Below are 17767 nucleotides of genomic sequence, written 5' to 3' on the forward strand. Positions count from 1 at the left end.
TACCTTTTAATGAGTTTTATTAATTACAGGGTAATAATAATTTGTCATAAACATTGTGTTCTTCAATATTTTGTGGAAATTGAATAACACATTCAGAACCTTGCCATGAAACAGTCATTGTTTCTCCAGCACGAATACCACCAATATAGGCCTCTCCTTGGTCCCCGATAATACCTGTTACCTTTTCGTCTTTATTTTTAATGTCCGAGGCAAAAGGAGGATAACTGCCATCTTTTAGTCGTAATATCACCATTAATTTTAAGCCATAAATAACATCAAAATTACGGTAACCAATCGCTCCCTCTGTTAATGTTGATTGTGTCACTGATTCTGCAACTTCAACGTTTTTTGGTAGTTGGTTAATATCGATAACTAAGTTACTTTTATAGTAACTATTTAAATCAGGTATAATTGCTGTCCCAAAACGATTAGAGCGTATATGGCTGCCGTTATATTTAATAGGAACGTCTTTAACACCGTTTGTATCAACAAGAATACGGGTTCCACCTAATGCAGTGATAGGGTGCAGACCAACTCCATAACCCGTTAATGTCATTCCACCTTGTAATGTAGATGAGACATTCATTGAGCTATTACTTATATAGTTAAAGCTAGAATTAAAATCAGTACTATTCCCTTTATGGGAGTAATATCCACTAAGTAAAGCACTATGTCTGTTGTTACCGACACTGAGTGATGCGTTATTTTTTGCATCAATTCGGGTATTTGCAGTCAGTTTATTTGTATTGTCATTCTTTCCGTTATAGGTTGAGTAGTTAATATTTGTCCCACTGGATAAAGGAACTGAAATACTCATGTAGGCACCATTATCATGGTAACTCTGCATTTTACTGCTAAAAACATTAATGGATAGGCCGACATTACTGAACATTTCTGTATCTGAGTACTTTGAAAATGTTAGGTTGTATCGATGGCTATTTGGCCTGTTCCAATAAGTTTGGTGGTTATAGCTTAAATTCATCGATGAACGCCAATCAGTAAAATTTTTACTTATCGAAGCGGTATACAAATTTTTATTAAATCCAGTATAAATTAACTCCTGATCATTATTATAATTAATGAAGTCTGTCATCGTCATAAACTCACGATCAAGGACTCGTTGTGTTGATAACATCAGCTGACTATTTTGTTCTTGAATGCTTTTAAAATAATCGATTTTAATCGATTTCCCTTTACGTGCTGATTCAGAGTTTATTGATGTAATCGATTGACTCAAAGAGGTTGATATAGCGCCAGCTTGAGACAAGTCTCGACCAATACCGATAGAAAAGGAATTGTAGTCATGGCTATTTATTGCTCCGCCAAAAAGAGACCAACCATTATTAACTCCCCAAGATATTTCGCTTTGTGCAAATAGGTCACCATCAATATGGTGTGCTAAATCTGTTGGTCTTCCGGCACTAATTTTATAACGAATAGCTCCAGGACGAGATAGAAAAGGGACGTTTGTCGCTTCAACTTCAAATTCAGAGATACGACCATCACTTTCTTCCACGGTGACCTGTAAAGTCCCTGAAATACCACTATTCAGATTTTGAATTCTAAATGGCCCTGCAGGGACTAAACTTTCATAAATAATACGCCCATCTTGACTGATTTTAACAATCGCATTTGTTTCAGCAAACCCCGTAACCTCTGGGGCATAAGAACGCAGATTGGGTGGAAGCATATTATCATCAGACCGCAATGCTACACCGGTATATTTAAAGCTATCAAACAAATCAGACTGTAGATAATCTTCACCAACAATCAGCTTTGCTTTTAAGCCTCTTACTGCGCGGTAGGCATAAATATTGTTCCATTTTAATTCTTTTACATCTTCGGCTCTGCTTGTTTGAATATGATTATAGGTTCCTTGCCAATGACCACGAACTCGCCAGCTCTGTAAATTAGCACCAATAACACCTAATCCTGAAAGATATATTGCATCGCTTGCATGATTGTTTCCAAGATTATGGTTATATTGTGATGTCAAACTGTAATCTGAAATAATGCCAGTGACGCCATCTTCCCATCGTGAGGCTGGCTCCCAATCAAAAGTTGAATATTCCTGATACATTTTAGGAATATTAATTGTCAATGAGTTGTTTGACAGCTCAGGTTTTACAGTCATTCCCGATAAGCTAGCCATTACTAAGCAATTTAATTCATCGATTTCTTGCCATTTTAATGAGCTTAGTGCCGATTTATTTAGGTTGAATTTTTCAACAATATTAGGTGTTAAGCAAGCTTCTGATTTTTCATCGCCTAAGTTTACAATATGAATTTTTTCTTCGGGTAAATACGAGTTATTAATGTAAATTTTAAAGGGATAAATTCCTGGAACAATATATAAATCACGGGAAAATACCGCTAGGTTGATATTTTGTCTATCTTCAGCATTTAAAATATTAACATTGAATTCAATGTCATCTTCATCTGCAAATGAGATGAAACTATATACTATAGTGAATGACAGAATTATTTTTTTCATAATAGCAGCATAATTTATTTCAAAAAGCACAGAAAATACCATGTTATTTTTCTTCATTGCTATGCCTTTATCTTATTAAGCTGAGGCAACGATTTATCATTACCTCAGCTTATTGCTATCGATAATTAATTTAATTATATGAAAGCACGAAATCAGTTACTGCTTGAAATTCTCCTGGTACAATTTCAACGGGATCTTGTTGGCCTGTTGGCGTACCTAAACCTTTCACATATGCCGCAAACTGTAATGTATTTGTTTGCTCTTGCAATTGGTGACTAGATTTAGTTGTTTCATTTAAAACGATTGGTGAGTTATTGCTATCAACTATTTGAATACCAGCACCAGATGCAGTTCCTGTAATTGCTAATAGTGACTTTGGCTCATTTGTTGCCGCAGCACCGGTAAAGGTGACATTAACAGACTGCTCGGTTTCTAGCGTACAATCAATTAATTTAATATCAAACATAACAGGTGAAGATTGGCCATCTGATTTACCATTATTACTTAATACTGAATCCGCAATTTGACCCAAATCGACAGTTTGGTCTAATGATGCAGGGTCAATAGAGCAGGGGGCACTAATAATGCTACCAGTAAATGTAACTTTACCACTACCATGATTCACAGGGGCGGAGACAGCGCTGAAGCTTATTACGCTTGTTAATGCAATACTTATTATTGACTTCGTAAATGACATAGATAATTCCTCTATTAAATAGAAACTAAATTTTGAATAAAATATTCAAATATCCCTTAATTCAAAAAGGGAGAAGGGAGTTAATAACCAATATTAAGCTAATTGGCATGCATAAATACTATATATACACCAATGCTAAGTAAAGGCAATCAATCCTATCGAAATTGTGTTTTTTGATAGGTTTCTATTTTTTATTGCCTAAAAGTCACTCTTTTAAATTATTAAACTCCTTTTAAATCAGATGGTTGGTTTTTTGTAAATATATTTTTAATATTAAACCTTTTTAATAGTAGAAAGTACTTACTTTCATTTTGTTACAGTTTTAATATGAAATTTATATTTATTACTGCAATTTTGAGTAATGCAATTTCCAAATATTCAAGCGATAAAGGTTATTATTTTGAAGAGCAGGGGAGTTAATACGCTAAGAATGGGTATTAAGTATAAGTGATTTTTTGAAGGTAATTAATTCATATTTCCGATGCAGCTTTCATTCCTAAATATAAGACACTTCTTAATGATAGAGAAATCGAAGCATATGATTATAACTTAATTTTCAATTAACTTGAAATTATAATAAGTATTATTACCTAATTGCATGTGAACATCATTATAAATAACCAAAAAATTTATTACCGAAGAGCACGATCATGTATGTCTATTTTCCCATGGTAGCTAGAAAATGATTGTTATCCTATAAATAATTCCGTAGTATTATTAGTAGTTGTCACTATCCACATCGTGGGTATATTGTTTCCGATGTAAAGATGATTATGTGAATGATTATTACATCAATTATTTATGAGATCTTTACATGCTAAACTCATCTTTCTTTACTCGTTTTCGTAAACTGCCGAATCGTGCCTTGCATATTCTAGTCCCCTTTTTTTTATCACTGATTATGAGTGGGTTAGTTTCATTTATTAGTACATTGAAAAGTATAGGCTTTGAAAATCATCTCGTGCTTACTTGGTTAACGGCTTGGATGATTTCGTGGGCGGTGGCATTTCCTGCAGTTCTAGTTACGCTGCCATTAGCCCGGAAGTTTTCATTGCTATTTGTTCGACTAGACTAATGATCGATGTATTATTGAAAATCCCAACAACTTAAATAAATCTTGGTAAGAGTTATCGTGCCAGTTGAACGATAACTCCCTACTTTATCAGCATTTCGATAGTTTCATCTTGCGTTGGCTAGCGATTTCTTACTGCTTTATCGCTATCAGAGTTTTCAGTTGTATTTTTCATGATTTATAGTCAACGACTAAATGGCAGGTGGTTTTATAAGGGATTAAGTCTGGATTTTTATTTTCTATCCAATCTATGATTAATTGTAATGCCCCTGGTGAGTAAGCTTTACGCCCAGACCATAGAAAGTACCATTGATGTAATATTGGCCAATCACTCTCTAATTGATAGTTAAATTCAGGTGCACGAAGTAACCCATGACTCGCGTTCGGAAAAACAATGATATAGGCTTGATGATTAGTATCTAATGCGGATCTATAACGGCAGGCATTTAACTGTGCATCCACATTCATATCATCATTACCCCAAACAGCTAATATGCGGCCATTCATTTTAGTTAGAGAAGCGGATGAGTCACTTAAATAGTTTTTGACAACAAAGCTAAATCGATCCGTGCTCATCTCATTGCGATGATTCGGGTTTTTTGTGCCATTTTCCCCAAAAATAGCATCATTTTCTTTTTGTTCTTTCGCTAATAATTGTGAAATTTCCTCTGAAGTTTTACCTTGCTTAGCATAACGAAGCCCTTGGTAGAATTGCCCTTGTTCACGCCAATTAACGGCACCACCAATAATAACGGAAAATGCTGGCTGTGAATGGCTTGCTGCGATAGGGATAACCCATCCTGCTTGGGAAAAACCGAAAAATCCTACTTGAATGTTAGGGTAGCGTGATTGCATTAAATGCAGAGCGATAATTGCTTCTTCTGCACGGTCACCCATAGATTGGTACAACCAATTTCCTTGACTATGGCCTATACCGGCTTTATCCCAAGAAAATATAGCGATATTATTATCTAGCAGCGTATTAAATAATGGGTTATACCCATTATTTGAAAAGCGGTCTTGTGGGCCATCACCATGAATGATCACTGCAATTGCAGATGGTTGCTTGTTTTTAGGTAAAAGTAGGGTACCTGATAAATTGTTCCCTTGTGATATAAACGTTATTTCTTCTTCAATCGCATTATCGAAATCAAAATCATCAAGGTGACTAGTAAAAAATACGATAAGGCTAAGTAAACATAGTGATGCAAGCAATCCAATAATAATGCGACCACGAGTATAACGTTTCATTTTATTATCCTTACCAATTTATCTTTATATCATCATAACAAATGATATGGACCAACCTAATCCATGAATGCTATGAGTTAATACAACGGCTTTCCATTAGTACTGTGCGACTTTGGGCATTTGGCATGTTGATAGGAAATACTGATATGCACCATGGTAATTTATCATTTATTAGTAGCCATGGTCGTCCATATCAGCTTGCGCTTAAATCGGGGCGGTGAAATCGTAAACTCACTTCGAGTGGCAACGCTACTCGATTTCGTGAAAGGTGTATTAACCTGTGGGGTACCATAATGCCTAAACCTTAAACATCATTAAGGTAGATTTAAGGCTTAAGTGGATATTTGTTATGCATGATTGTGGTCATTAGTGAGGCGTTAATATTATCTTTGCTTTTAACGTCGCGAATTACACCATGGGTCATTAGAATATGCTCCCGTATTATCAATCGAATTGTTTTCTATCATATCCAAATAGAGTAACTCAACTTCAGTTCTTGCCCATGGCGTGCGACGAAGAAACTTTAAGCTAGATTTAATACTTGGATCTTTGTTAAAACAGTTTATTTTTATAATGCGTCCAAGTTGGCTCCAACCGTATCTATCAACCAATGCATTAACTTGCATTTCTAGTGTAACTCCATGTAAAGGGTCTTTCGATTTATATTCACTCATTACGGCATATCCGAAGCATAGGCAGGTTATTATTAAGCGCATATAAATAAGCTGAATACCAATCTAAGTCAATAGGGTGTTAACAATGACTGAACGAGCAAGGCCTATTTTGCTTTGATATTCTATTTAACATAATATGCATTATGCGAATCTAAGTGTGAAATGAAGAAATACAGCGTTTTGGCTGGTTAATCGTGTTGTTTCTTTTTTGGTTCTAGACCCAATTCGACTTCATAAATCTTCCGTTTTGCAATGACTTCTATGGGTTCTGCAATTGCTCTGATATCTGTTAGTTCCCATGCTAACCAACCTAATTCATAATATGATGCACAAGCTGCTGCCATATCACTCTCGATAAATGGTCTGACTTTATTGACCTTGACGATTGCAACTGCCTTACCCATTTCTTCATCATCGTCGCTTAACAGGTAACGTGAATTTTCGACGATTAACAATTCTTCTTCTGCATCTATGTTTGGTGGCCATTTTCTAATTTCTAACGTTTTTTCACCCAATGCAATTTTCTGCCCACTCGGTCTAACTATAGATATCGCTTTCATATTCTATTCGCCTAAATAAAAATCATCAGTTAACCATAAGGTAGCCAATACTGAATGATAAATCCTATCAATGTCTTACCAATAAGCTAATACGTTATTTGATAGCAAATTTTAATAGTAAATGAAGTATCTAAAATGCTAAACCACAGATTACTTAACTGATTTTTTTGATATTTTGCCTCTTTGTGCTAAATAAATTTTGGCAATATGCTACGGGTATTCCCACAAAAGTTATTGACCGACGTTTGATGCCAAACAAGAATATGACGGTGCATTACTTCTATAATTACCTGCTAATTTACTCATATAGATGTGGTCACATGGCTTACAAACTGAATCTTAACTGGCCTGAATTTTTAGAAAAATACTGGCAGAAAAAACCCGTTGTATTGAAAAATGCATTTCCTGATTTTGTCGACCCTATCACACCGGATGAACTGGCCGGCTTGGCCATGGAGCCGGAAGTTGACAGTCGCCTAGTCAGCTTTATTGATAACAAATGGGAAGCGAGTCACGGCCCGTTTGAAGATTTCAGCGAACTAGGCGAAAAAGGATGGTCACTACTGGTACAAGCAGTCAACCATTGGCATATGCCGGCGGCCGAACTGGTGAAACCGTTTCGTGTACTGCCCGAGTGGCGTCTTGATGATTTGATGATCTCCTATTCTGTGCCTGAAGGTGGTGTTGGACCACATATTGATAACTATGATGTTTTCATCATCCAAGGTATGGGACGCCGCCGCTGGCGTGTGGGTGATGCCCTACCGATGCGTCAATTCTGTTCACATCCGGCATTATTACATGTCGACCCATTTGAACCGATTATTGATGTGGAAATGGCGCCAGGAGATATTCTGTATATTCCGCCGGGATTCCCTCATGATGGTTTCACTTTCGAAGATACCATGAACTATTCTGTCGGCTTTCGCGGGCCGACTGGACGCGATCTGCTGAGCAGTTTTGCAGACTATGCGCTGGAACAGGATTTGGGTGGCATAAATTATGGCGATCCTGACCTCACGGTGACTAAAAATACAGGCACCATGAAACCTCATGAGGTTGAACGTCTACGAGGTATGATGATTGAAATGATCAACAAGCCGGGTGATTTTGAACAGTGGTTAGGCCGTTTTGCAACGACACTACGTCATGAGCTGGATATTGCGCCTCCGGAACCACCATACCAACCAGAAGAAGTGCTAAGTGCGTTAAATGATGGCCAAAAACTGATCCGACTGAGCGGCTTGCGTGTGATGTGTATCAATGAGCACTTTTTCGTGAATTCTGAAGGCTGGATTACCACAGAAACAAAGGGTGCGGATGCATTGTGCCAGTTTACGGAAGTCGACAGCAATGAACTCGGTGAAGCACTTGAGAGCCCCGCTTTTATCGCGCAATTAACCGAATTTATCAATCAAGGATATTGGTATTTCGAAGAATAAGTCGCACCTACCCAACAAGATAAAACACCTACTGATGGGTGTTTTATCCCTTCTGTCCTTGTACTTTTGTCAGCTTTTAGGTTTTATCTGTTATCTAATAAAAGTCAAATAAGCTAGTTTTAGTCATTATCTTACTTAGCGGCACTTATGATTGGAGTTAAAAATGACAGTTCCTACTCGGCTGGTCAGCGGCTTATTATTCGCAACACTTTTGGCTTCTCAACACGTACGTGCTGATGCTGAAACAAAATTAAATCAAGATGTTAAACTAAATCATGCAACTGTGTTTTTACGCGGTGCTACCTTGGACAATAGTGTGACACTGTCACTTAATAAGGGGCAGACTGAGGTTGTTCTTACAAATATAGCAAGCAATATTGACGCTCAAACACTCTCAATTGACTTTGATAATAGTGATGTGACTATTCGTTCTGTAAATGTACAAAATGTGGCAGTTACACCTACATACCCTGCCAATATTGTTGAATTACAAGAACAACAAAAGGACTTAGTTCAGCAAGTTGAAAACTTAAATATTGCAATTAAAGTCGGTGAAGAACAATTAAGCTTATTGAAAGATCAGCGCTTTTTTGGGGAAAATAACACGCAATCATTAGAGCAATCCTCTCAGAAGTTAGACTTTATACGTCAACAAATGACTTCAATACTGCATGAACAACAAAAACACCAATTAGCGATTGATAAATTAGAAGAAAAACTTGCGATATTGCAAACGCAGATCGATGAAAAAATGCCTTCGTCTGTTGGCCAGCAAACTCAGATTGTCATGTCGGTCGATGCGGCTAAACCAACCACTGCACAGCTTCAATTGTCCTATTTAACGCCTGATGCCGCGTGGTCACCGAGTTATGACATTCATAGTCAGGACGTTGGGTCGCCAATCACCCTCACGTATAAAGCCAATCTAATTCAAAATACAGGCATTGATTGGGAAAAAGTCAATTTGACCTTATCGACGGTTAACCCATCAAAAAATATCATGCCTTCTGTTTTACAACCCTGGCGCTTATCCGTTTATGATGATAATGCTCAAATAGCGCGTCAGGTTCGAATGAGGATGCCTGCAGCCCCTGTGGCAATGTATGAGGAAAATGGTGTTAGTGAGAAGAAAAAAACAATCAGTTCGGGTGTATCAGACTTTGTTACAACGTCTAATAACGGTATCAATTTAAATTATCAAATCGCCCTGCCTTATTCACTAAAAAGCGCGAACAAGCCGAATACGGTTACCATCAAACAACAAAATCTCGATGTAAAATACAAATATACCACCACGCCAAAACTGATTGAAGAGGTGTTCTTACAAGCAGATATCGACAATTGGCAATCACTTAACCTATTGAATGGAAATGCTAATATTTATTATGGTAATACTTATATCGGCAACTTTATGATTAATGCAAATCAATTGGTTGATACATTGCGAATTCCTTTTGGTGTTGACAAGAGTATTCAAGTTTCCCGCGAACCAAATGAAAAAATAAAGAAAAAACCGAGTTTTATGGGATCAACAATCCAACAAACAGAAAGTTACTTGGTCAAAGTAAAAAATATGCATGCGAAACCAGTTGAATTAACGGTTTATGACCAAATTCCGCTAAGTGAGGACAGTGAGATAAAAGTGTCTGAAATAGAGGATAAAAGCGCAGTCACCAATAAAAGTACCGGCGAAATAGCCTGGGATATTACCTTAGAGCCTAATGAAGAAAAGCAAATTTCATTCAGTTATACATTGAGCTATCCAAAAGATAAGCAAATCTTGGGGTTATAACAATTTTTGTAGTTAATGTTAGATAGCGTTAAAATAAACCCACGCTAACATGACAATAACAACTATGAGGTTTCCATGATTATTTTAGTAACAGGTGCTTCTTCTGGTTTTGGTGAATCAATTGCCCGTAGATTTATCAAACATAATTACACCGTTATAGGCACTGGGCGCAGAACAGAGCGTTTAGACGCTCTCCATCAAGAATTAGGGGATAAATTTTACCCGTTAACATTGGATATCCAAGACAGAAAAGCCATTCATGATGCCATTGCCAATTTGCCTGCACACCTCAAAAATATCGATGTTTTAGTTAATAACGCAGGTTTAGCATTAGGCTTAGAACCTGCATTTAACGCCAATCCTGATGATTGGGACGTTATGATTAATACAAATACCAAAGGTTTAGTGAATATGACCTATGAGGTATTGCAAGACATGGTTGCGAAAAATCACGGTCATATTATTAATATTGGTTCTACTGCGGCGAGTTGGCCTTACAAAGGTGGTAATGTTTATGGTGCAACCAAAGCCTTTGTGAAACAATTTTCACTTGGTTTACGTGCTGATTTACAAGGGAAAAAAATTCGAGTTACCGATATTGAACCAGGCTTAGTGGGTGGCACAGAGTTTTCAAATATTCGCTTTAAAGGGGATGACGATAAAGCAGCTAGTACTTATCAAGGCGCAGACGCTCTGACCCCTGAAGATATTGCTGAAACAGTGTATTGGGTTGCCACGCTACCTGCTCATATGAACGTAAATACATTAGAATTAATGCCTGTTTGCCAAACGTTTGCAGGTTTAACCGTACATAAACAACTTTAAATTTTAGTACTATTCTATACAGACGCACTAGCACTCTTTTGGCTATACTCAGATTATCTGTCCTGTTTAGTAAGGAATTACCATGAATTCACACAAAATGTTGAAAACTGGCTTAACTGCGATATGTTTTTGTCTCCCTCTACTTTGGGCTACGTCGTCTTCTGCTGCACAGTCGACAACATCATGTACTGCAGGTAGTACATGCGTTTCAGTAGGTAAAGGCGATGACTCTCTTAATAAAGAGCAAGCGCGTCAAGAAAAGGAACAATGGGACAATACTCGTATGTTGCGTAACAAGGTTAATACGCGTACTGAAAAAGAGTTTGATAAAGTAGATGCGGCTTTTGATGCAAAAGATAAATGTGAAAAAAGTCTTAATCTAAATGCTTATTGGGAGCCAAGCACCAAACGTTGCCTTGATGTGAGTAATGGTCGTCCAATTAGTAATCCATAACCTTATAATAGGTTGCTTTATGGAGTTGTTGATCAAGGAGATAAGATGAAAAAGAAATTATTGTTACCCTTATTTGTACTGATGTTAGCGCCCGCTTTTGCGCAAGCTTCATGTGAAAGTGTGATTGAGGAAATCAAGCAAAAGATTATCAATAATGGCGTTCCTGCTGATAATTTTAGTTTGGTTGCAGTACCTAATGATGAAGTTGACTCATCTAAAGGTCAAGTTGTAGGTCACTGCCAAAATGATTCTTATAAAATTATTTATACCCGCCATTAGTCTATATTTTAGGTAAAATAAAGGGCGCTATTTTATGATGGCGCCCTTTTTCTTTGTTGGATTATTAACGCAATTAGTTAGGAATAGCGATAAGTTCTTGCAGTTTATCTGTATTGAGATAATGCCCTAGCTCTCTTTCTTCGGGCCGCAATAAATACGGGATTTCCCCAATTAATGGTGCCTTAATATGATGTTGTAACCGATCAATTATTTGGGCATAGTGCGCTAACCCTGGGTTGATACGGTTTGCCATCCAACCGATTAATGGTAACCCATCTGCTCGAATTGCATCCGCAGTTAATAGGGCATGATTAACACAGCCATGTTGAATGCCAACGACTAAGATAACACCGACTGGCTGGCCTTTTAACCAGTCTGCATAAAAAGTATTGTCATCAAGCAAATAGCGCCATCCCCCATTACCTTCGATAACAACCATGTCACATTGGTGATGTAAATGGTCTAGGCCATGCTTTATTTTATTGAAATCAATGCTGTTCTCATGGCTGTAATTATCCGTGATACGTACAGGATTAACTTCATCGTAGGAAACAAGGTCTTTAGAAACACTGTGAATTAGCAATGCATCTTTATTTCTGATTCCTTCAGGGGTATCAATGCATTGGTCAGCAATAGGTTTGTAACCCACGGCCTTAATTCCTTGGTTATTTAGTGCTTGCAGGATGGCAAGCGTCGATACTGTCTTCCCGACATCTGTATCTGTCCCGGTAACAAATAGATTGATCATGGTCTTTTTCTATCCTGAAGTGACAGACTTGTACAGCAATAAGCTGCAAAAATGATATGGATTCAGTTTATTGGAATGGGTAAGTGAGAAGTTTGCGTTAGCTCAATTTTGTGTACGATAGTATAAATATTATCGAATTGTTTTAGCCTTGTAATAGTTGTAGCAGTAGTGAACCATCGTATAACGCTCGCTGTATTAATGAAGTTTCACTATCTTTAATGCTAAATGTGGATTTTTCTATCGATAATTTGGATGAGTACAGAGGAATGGAATATTTGTTTATATGTTTATGTAAACATTTTAAAAACAGATCAGAACCTTGATTCAAAGGAGAATTAATCAAAATGAGCTCACTACCCAATAAATTTACCATCAGTGCCAACGGCTTTGCCAACTGTTGTGCAGCTTTATTAATAAGATAAACACAAAGACTGTCGTTTAGAATTGCGCCAGCGCAAATTTTATCCATTGAGATATCTTGCTGATGCAAAAATGAATCAGGGTAGTTTATTAGCAAATTATTAGCTTGTTGTAATATTGCAGGAATGGAAGTTTGGGTTTCTAAGCAATCATAGCTACCACAGTAGCAAGCGTTATTTTGTTCAGACTCACATTGAGTATGGCCGAACTGAATAGGCCGATGGGTACTCGTATCCAATGTTGTCCCATGGCTTAATACCATGACATTAACAACATCTTGTAGCTGTAAGTAAATGATATTTTTTTCTTTTCTTTTCTTCTGATGGGAGAAGTGGTCCATTAATGCCAAAGCATCCACTGGCGGATGCAAATAAACGGGTAAACCAGTTTGCTTAGTAAGATGCTCCGCGATGGCAAGTTGGTGAATTTTAAAAGAAGAATGCTGATAAATAACGCCAGTATGGGGATCTAAAATACCATCAATAAGAATACTTATCGCGGTGACTCTTTCTAATATTTTTTGCTGGCTGGCAAAGAATTGACTAATTAATTCAGAAAGAAAATCGATAAATTCACTATTTCCTAACGGTGTAAATGAATACTCTGTTTGAGCTAAGGTAACCGCGTTAATTTCTTTCAGAGAAATAGTGAGTTTTTGACCATCGATACGAATGGCTAAAAATTGCCACCCTTCACTTTCAATGACTAACCCGACTGCTGGGCGTCCGCGCAAACCAAGTACTGGAAACTCTAATTCTTTAATTAAGTGAGCATCCATAAGCTCACGTGTAATTTTGGTAATACTAGCGGGCGCAAGCTGTGCTTGTTTTGACAACGCAATACGCGAAATTGGACCATGTTGATCAATGATACGGTAGACAATACCTGTATTTAATTGTTTGATTTGGTCTATATGACCAGTTTGATTCACCATGGTAATAATTCAATTCCTTTATAAAGCAATGAGTTATTATGCCTTAAACTGTGTATGAATGATTTCGTTTACATTGAAAATGTGAACTCGCTCACTCTTGGTTGCCAACAATGTTGGCTATCAAAAGATTTGTTAATTTTTTGGCGACGGATGGCAATGTTCTACGTGTATTGTAGACTAACCAGACTTCAGATGAAGCATTAATATTAGTGAGTTTTAAGTATTTTACACCATCAATTTTCATTCGTGTAAATGACTCTGTAATCACCGAGATTCCCATGCCAGCAGAAACTAATCCCAAAATAGTCATAGCTTCCCCGGCTTCTTGAGAAATGGTTGGAACCACTCCCGCAGATGTTAATAATTGACTGATTTCATCATATAACGCCGTACCGACATCACGCTCAAAGAAAATAAAAGGATAATCAGCAAGTTGTTGAATATCTACACCTACATCAATAAATTCTAATAATGGATGACCTTCATAGACGGCCACCATAAAAGGCTCTTTAAATAATAATTTATAATCCAATTGTTCTGGTAATACCGTATTTCTCATAATACCAATATCAATTCGTCCAGTAATTAATGGTGCTATCTGTTGTTTGGTATTCATCTGGTGCATATGAATAGAAACTTCAGGGTAAGCTTCTCGATATTGCCGTAAGCTCATCGTCACTTTGTGCATAAATGGCGTAGTTGAAGTAAAACCAATGGATAACTCTCCAAGTTCACCCTTTTCCATGCGAGCTGCTTTTGTTGCAGCTGCATCGACTTGAGCTAAAATTTGATATGCTTCTTTTAAGAACATCGTGCCCGCTGCTGTTAAGGCCACATTTCGGTTATTTCTTTCCAATAGTTTTGCATTAATTTTCTCTTCAAGTATTTGTATTTGCTGACTTAAAGGGGGCTGCGAAATATGCAATCGTTCAGCAGCTCTGCCAAAATGAAGTTCTTCAGCGACAGCAATAAAGTATCGAAGATGTCTAAGTTCTATACTCATCGTTTGATTAACACTCATTGATATGTTTAAAGTATTATTGTTAATAATTAATATATTAGACAAAAAACTAAAAAATTTCTATTCTTTGATCGAAATCAAACGTGATGGTATGACAAGGAATATACATGGAACACTCACAAAATAGCCTTACATCTGAGCAAGCTAATGAAGGAATAAGAACACCCTTGCAGGGACATACCACACCAAAAAAACATTACATACAAAGAGATGACGCGCTGTATTTACGTGTGACCTTATCTTTTTTTACCGTTGGCTTTGCCACATTTGCTTTGCTGTATTTCGTTCAGCCAATTTTACCTATGCTGTCAGAAGATTTTAACATTTCCCCTGCGACAGCAAGTTTATCATTATCACTGAGCACGGGCTTAATGGCATTAGGGTTATTAATTACTGGGCCAATTTCAGATGCAATAGGCCGTAAGAATGTGATGGTTATTGCATTGACCTGCGCCGCATTATTTACCCTACTCAGCTCAATCATGCAGAGCTGGCAAGGGATCTTAATTGCCAGAGCATTAGTTGGTTTATCGCTAAGTGGTGTTGCTGCCGTGGCTATGACCTATTTAAGTGAAGAGATCCATCCAAGTTATGTTGCACTATCTATGGGGTTGTATATTAGTGGCAACTCGCTGGGAGGTATGAGCGGCAGGTTAATGACGGGGGTGATCGCTGATTTTTATTCATGGCGTGTTGCTGTCGTTATTTTAGGTTCGTTAGCCCTTATTGCCGCAATTGGCTTTTGGCGCTTACTGCCCCCTTCTCAACATTTCCGCGCGAGTTCTTTAAAACCTAAAAATCTATGGGTTAATTTACATCTACACTTTAGAGACAAAGGTTTACCTTTTCTATTTATCGAAGGTTTTGTCTTGATGGGTGGTTTTGTCACAATGTATAACTACATCGGATACCGTTTACTTGACGCTCCTTATTTATTTTCTCAGTCTACGGTTGGCTTGCTATCCGTTATTTATTTAACAGGGACTTACAGTGCGACTAAAACGGGAAGCCTAACTCAAAAATATGGGCTTGGTCGAGTGCTGATAGCGTCTATTACTATGATGTTAGTCGGCATTTTAATTACATTATATTCAAATATATGGTTAGTTTTATTCGGAATGACAGTACTGACAACCGGTTTTTTTGCTGCGCACTCTGTTGCCAGTAGTTGGGTGGGACGCCGAGCTAAACGAGCACGTGGACAAGCTTCTTCTCTGTATTTATTCAGTTATTATGCAGGGTCAAGTATCGCAGGTACAGTCGGTGGGTTATTCTGGGAACACTTCGGTTGGACGGGTGTTGCGCTATTTATCGCTGGCATACTGTTTATCGGTCTTATCATCGCTTGTCGTTTAAAATCAATTTGTTATAACCAGTAGATTAGAGTCTGATAAAGGTTAAACTACCATCTTCCCCCGTTATTAGTGGATGATATGAGTGTCTATTAATAACGAGGAAACCTAATGAAATCATTCTCTATAAAAGCATTTTTATTTGCACCATTGCTTTTTTGTTGCAGTTTTGTGGTCTGGTCGCATGGCTATGTTGAGTCCCCTGAAAGTCGTTCATACTATTGTAAGTTAGGGGTAAATAAGCAATGTGGCCCAGTGCAATATGAACCGCAATCCATTGAAGGCAAAAAAGGTTTCCCTCAATACGGCCCTGCTGATGGTAAAATTGCCAGTGCAGCTATTGCCGCTTTTTCTCCCTTAGACATACAAACTACTGATCGGTGGCAACGAGCTATTATAAATTCACCAAATGTTAGGTTTAAATGGCGCATTACTGCGAAACATAAAACAACAAAATGGGAATACTTCATCACTAAGCCAGACTGGCAACCAAATGCCTTGCTATCGCGTAATCAATTTACACTAACCCCATTTTGTAAATTTGAACGTGTAGAAATTCCAGGGGAGATCGTGGAACACAATTGTGTATTACCGAAAAACCAAAAAGGTTACCATGTAATTTTAGCAATTTGGACGATAGATGATACACCAAATGCGTTTTACCAAGTCATTGATGCAGAAATAAATTAGCGTAAACGTAAGTCATATATAAGAGAAGGACAAGTGTTAAAATACCCACTTGCCCTTTTAGGCTGTATTTTCTTGTTGATAAACACGATAGTTAATGTAATTATTGTTTATCATAAATCGAATGTTGTAACTAAATGACAAATAAACAAGACCTAATTGATACGTTTAATGAATTGGAATCACAAATAAACCAATTTAGCCTCTTACTATTAGAGCAATCAAAGCAAGTTCCATTTACAGCCCATGTATTTCAGTTACCTTCAGTCATCAAAGGTGAAGAAAATAATGAGATAGAACAAATCGCCGTGCAAACGGTGGTGAGTCATGAAGCAGTAAAGGAAACAATAAAATTAATTAACTTATTATTTTTACAGAATAAATCGGAAGAAATTAGCAATAAAGCCGCTATCCGCTTACCTGGGGCAATATGTATACAAACCAATTTACAGACGTATCGTGACTTTAATTCATTGATTTCGAGGATCAATGAGTTAAAGATGCATATAAAAGCGATAGTCACTCAAGTTAACGAACCACATCGATTCGAATTTATACACAGCAGTTTACATGGACTGCTAACATTAAATACTTACCGCACACTCACCTCATTGGTTGATGTCGATACGATTAATTTTGGTTGGGCAAATAAAAAAGTCATCAATAAAGTGACCAAAGAAACAGTACTAGACCGCTTACAAGCAAGTTTAGAAAGTGGTCGCCCCCCTCTTCATTTACCTAAAGAACATTGGCTTTTACAATTGGAAAATGAAATTCGGTTAATTGATTCCCTACCCCATAATGCGGTTTTGAAAATTCAACGTCCTGTCAAAGTTCAGCCAATAGCGCGAGTGTGGGATAAAGAACAACAGAAACAAACGCAGTTTGCCTGTGCAACACCTTTATTTGTTTTTGCACTTGAAAAAACGGTGACAGAAATTAAAATCGGTGAACTCCCCGATTACCATGCAAATAACATTGCTATTCGTAATCGCCCTAAAGCAAAAGCAGTTGAATTATTAATACCACGTTTAAATTTGTATATTGAGCGCTAAAAAAACACCC

17 protein-coding genes and 1 pseudogene are annotated in these 17767 nt (G+C 37.3%); 10 read left to right on the forward strand and 8 right to left on the reverse strand.

Going from position 1 to position 17767, the window contains the following annotated elements:
* Nucleotides 1-19: 19 nt before the first annotated feature.
* Both PSF09_RS07280 and PSF09_RS07285 read right to left on the reverse strand, forming a co-directional pair.
* Nucleotides 20-2494, reverse strand: coding sequence for a fimbria/pilus outer membrane usher protein (locus PSF09_RS07280; RefSeq protein WP_272683680.1), 2475 nt, complete (start codon nucleotides 2492-2494; stop codon nucleotides 20-22).
* A 130-nt stretch (nucleotides 2495-2624) separates the two neighbouring features.
* The gene (locus PSF09_RS07285; protein WP_272664869.1) at nucleotides 2625-3191 is read right to left on the reverse strand and encodes a fimbrial protein; all 567 of its coding nucleotides are present in this window, start codon (nucleotides 3189-3191) and stop codon (nucleotides 2625-2627) included.
* Between the two features lie 814 nt (nucleotides 3192-4005).
* On the opposite strand from PSF09_RS07285, the gene PSF09_RS07290 reads away from it, so the two are divergent.
* Nucleotides 4006-4266, forward strand: a complete 261-nt coding sequence (locus PSF09_RS07290) for a DUF2798 domain-containing protein (RefSeq protein ID WP_272664868.1) — start codon at nucleotides 4006-4008, stop codon at nucleotides 4264-4266.
* Between the two features lie 168 nt (nucleotides 4267-4434).
* Here the strand turns inward: PSF09_RS07290 and PSF09_RS07295 are convergent, their stop codons facing one another.
* Nucleotides 4435-5514, reverse strand: a complete 1080-nt coding sequence (locus PSF09_RS07295; protein WP_272683681.1) for an alpha/beta hydrolase family protein — start codon at nucleotides 5512-5514, stop codon at nucleotides 4435-4437.
* Between the two features lie 98 nt (nucleotides 5515-5612).
* Between PSF09_RS07295 and PSF09_RS20430 the strand changes: the two are divergent.
* Nucleotides 5613-5772: pseudogene (locus PSF09_RS20430) on the forward strand (type II toxin-antitoxin system HipA family toxin YjjJ); the annotation flags it as partial.
* A 137-nt stretch (nucleotides 5773-5909) separates the two neighbouring features.
* Here the strand turns inward: PSF09_RS20430 and PSF09_RS07300 are convergent.
* Together PSF09_RS07300 and PSF09_RS07305 are read right to left on the reverse strand one after the other, a co-directional pair.
* Nucleotides 5910-6188 carry a VF530 family DNA-binding protein gene (locus PSF09_RS07300; protein ID WP_102138573.1) on the reverse strand — a complete coding sequence of 93 codons (279 nt, stop codon included), beginning with the start codon at nucleotides 6186-6188 and terminating at the stop codon, nucleotides 5910-5912.
* Nucleotides 6189-6376: 188 nt separating this feature from the next.
* Nucleotides 6377-6748, reverse strand: a complete 372-nt coding sequence (locus tag PSF09_RS07305) for an ASCH domain-containing protein (RefSeq protein ID WP_272664866.1) — start codon at nucleotides 6746-6748, stop codon at nucleotides 6377-6379.
* A gap of 320 nt (nucleotides 6749-7068) precedes the next feature.
* Here PSF09_RS07305 and PSF09_RS07310 point away from each other — a divergent pair, with 320 nt between their 5' ends.
* The 5 genes from PSF09_RS07310 (at nucleotide 7069) to PSF09_RS07330 (ending at nucleotide 11540) form a co-directional block, all read left to right on the forward strand.
* Complete coding sequence (locus PSF09_RS07310; RefSeq protein WP_272664865.1) at nucleotides 7069-8190, forward strand: ribosomal protein uL16 3-hydroxylase; 1122 nt, start codon at nucleotides 7069-7071, stop codon at nucleotides 8188-8190.
* Nucleotides 8191-8353: 163 nt separating this feature from the next.
* Nucleotides 8354-9982, forward strand: a complete 1629-nt coding sequence (locus PSF09_RS07315) for a DUF4139 domain-containing protein (RefSeq protein ID WP_272683682.1) — start codon at nucleotides 8354-8356, stop codon at nucleotides 9980-9982.
* 75 nt (nucleotides 9983-10057) lie between these two features.
* A complete protein-coding gene (gene ydfG, locus PSF09_RS07320; RefSeq protein WP_272664863.1) occupies nucleotides 10058-10807 on the forward strand; it encodes a bifunctional NADP-dependent 3-hydroxy acid dehydrogenase/3-hydroxypropionate dehydrogenase YdfG in 750 nt (249 codons plus the stop codon).
* A gap of 82 nt (nucleotides 10808-10889) precedes the next feature.
* Nucleotides 10890-11261: a DUF1283 family protein gene (locus PSF09_RS07325; protein WP_272664862.1), complete on the forward strand. Its 372-nt coding sequence runs from the start codon at nucleotides 10890-10892 to the stop codon at nucleotides 11259-11261.
* Nucleotides 11262-11306: 45 nt separating this feature from the next.
* Nucleotides 11307-11540: a DUF1161 domain-containing protein gene (locus tag PSF09_RS07330; RefSeq protein ID WP_115167223.1), complete on the forward strand. Its 234-nt coding sequence runs from the start codon at nucleotides 11307-11309 to the stop codon at nucleotides 11538-11540.
* 73 nt (nucleotides 11541-11613) lie between these two features.
* Here PSF09_RS07330 and bioD read toward each other — a convergent pair whose 3' ends face one another.
* From bioD to PSF09_RS07345, 3 genes are all read right to left on the reverse strand, one after another.
* Nucleotides 11614-12288 carry a dethiobiotin synthase gene (gene bioD, locus PSF09_RS07335; protein WP_210837330.1) on the reverse strand — a complete coding sequence of 225 codons (675 nt, stop codon included), beginning with the start codon at nucleotides 12286-12288 and terminating at the stop codon, nucleotides 11614-11616.
* A gap of 142 nt (nucleotides 12289-12430) precedes the next feature.
* Nucleotides 12431-13642 carry an ROK family protein gene (locus PSF09_RS07340; RefSeq protein ID WP_272683683.1) on the reverse strand — a complete coding sequence of 404 codons (1212 nt, stop codon included), beginning with the start codon at nucleotides 13640-13642 and terminating at the stop codon, nucleotides 12431-12433.
* Nucleotides 13643-13733: 91 nt separating this feature from the next.
* On the reverse strand, nucleotides 13734-14645 hold the full coding sequence (locus PSF09_RS07345; protein ID WP_210837326.1) for a LysR family transcriptional regulator: 912 nt from the start codon (nucleotides 14643-14645) through the stop codon (nucleotides 13734-13736).
* A 125-nt stretch (nucleotides 14646-14770) separates the two neighbouring features.
* Here PSF09_RS07345 and PSF09_RS07350 point away from each other — a divergent pair, with 125 nt between their 5' ends.
* The 3 genes from PSF09_RS07350 to tus all read left to right on the forward strand — a co-directional run bounded on the left by PSF09_RS07350 (nucleotide 14771) and on the right by tus (nucleotide 17757).
* A complete protein-coding gene (locus PSF09_RS07350) occupies nucleotides 14771-16042 on the forward strand; it encodes an MFS transporter (protein WP_272664859.1) in 1272 nt (423 codons plus the stop codon).
* A gap of 84 nt (nucleotides 16043-16126) precedes the next feature.
* A complete protein-coding gene (locus PSF09_RS07355) occupies nucleotides 16127-16705 on the forward strand; it encodes a lytic polysaccharide monooxygenase (RefSeq protein ID WP_272683684.1) in 579 nt (192 codons plus the stop codon).
* A 134-nt stretch (nucleotides 16706-16839) separates the two neighbouring features.
* Complete coding sequence (tus, locus tag PSF09_RS07360) at nucleotides 16840-17757, forward strand: DNA replication terminus site-binding protein (RefSeq protein WP_272683685.1); 918 nt, start codon at nucleotides 16840-16842, stop codon at nucleotides 17755-17757.
* Nucleotides 17758-17767: the final 10 nt, after the last annotated feature.

The sequence above is a fragment of the Providencia sp. PROV141 genome (assembly GCF_028481645.1).
GTDB lineage: Bacteria > Pseudomonadota > Gammaproteobacteria > Enterobacterales > Enterobacteriaceae > Providencia > Providencia rettgeri.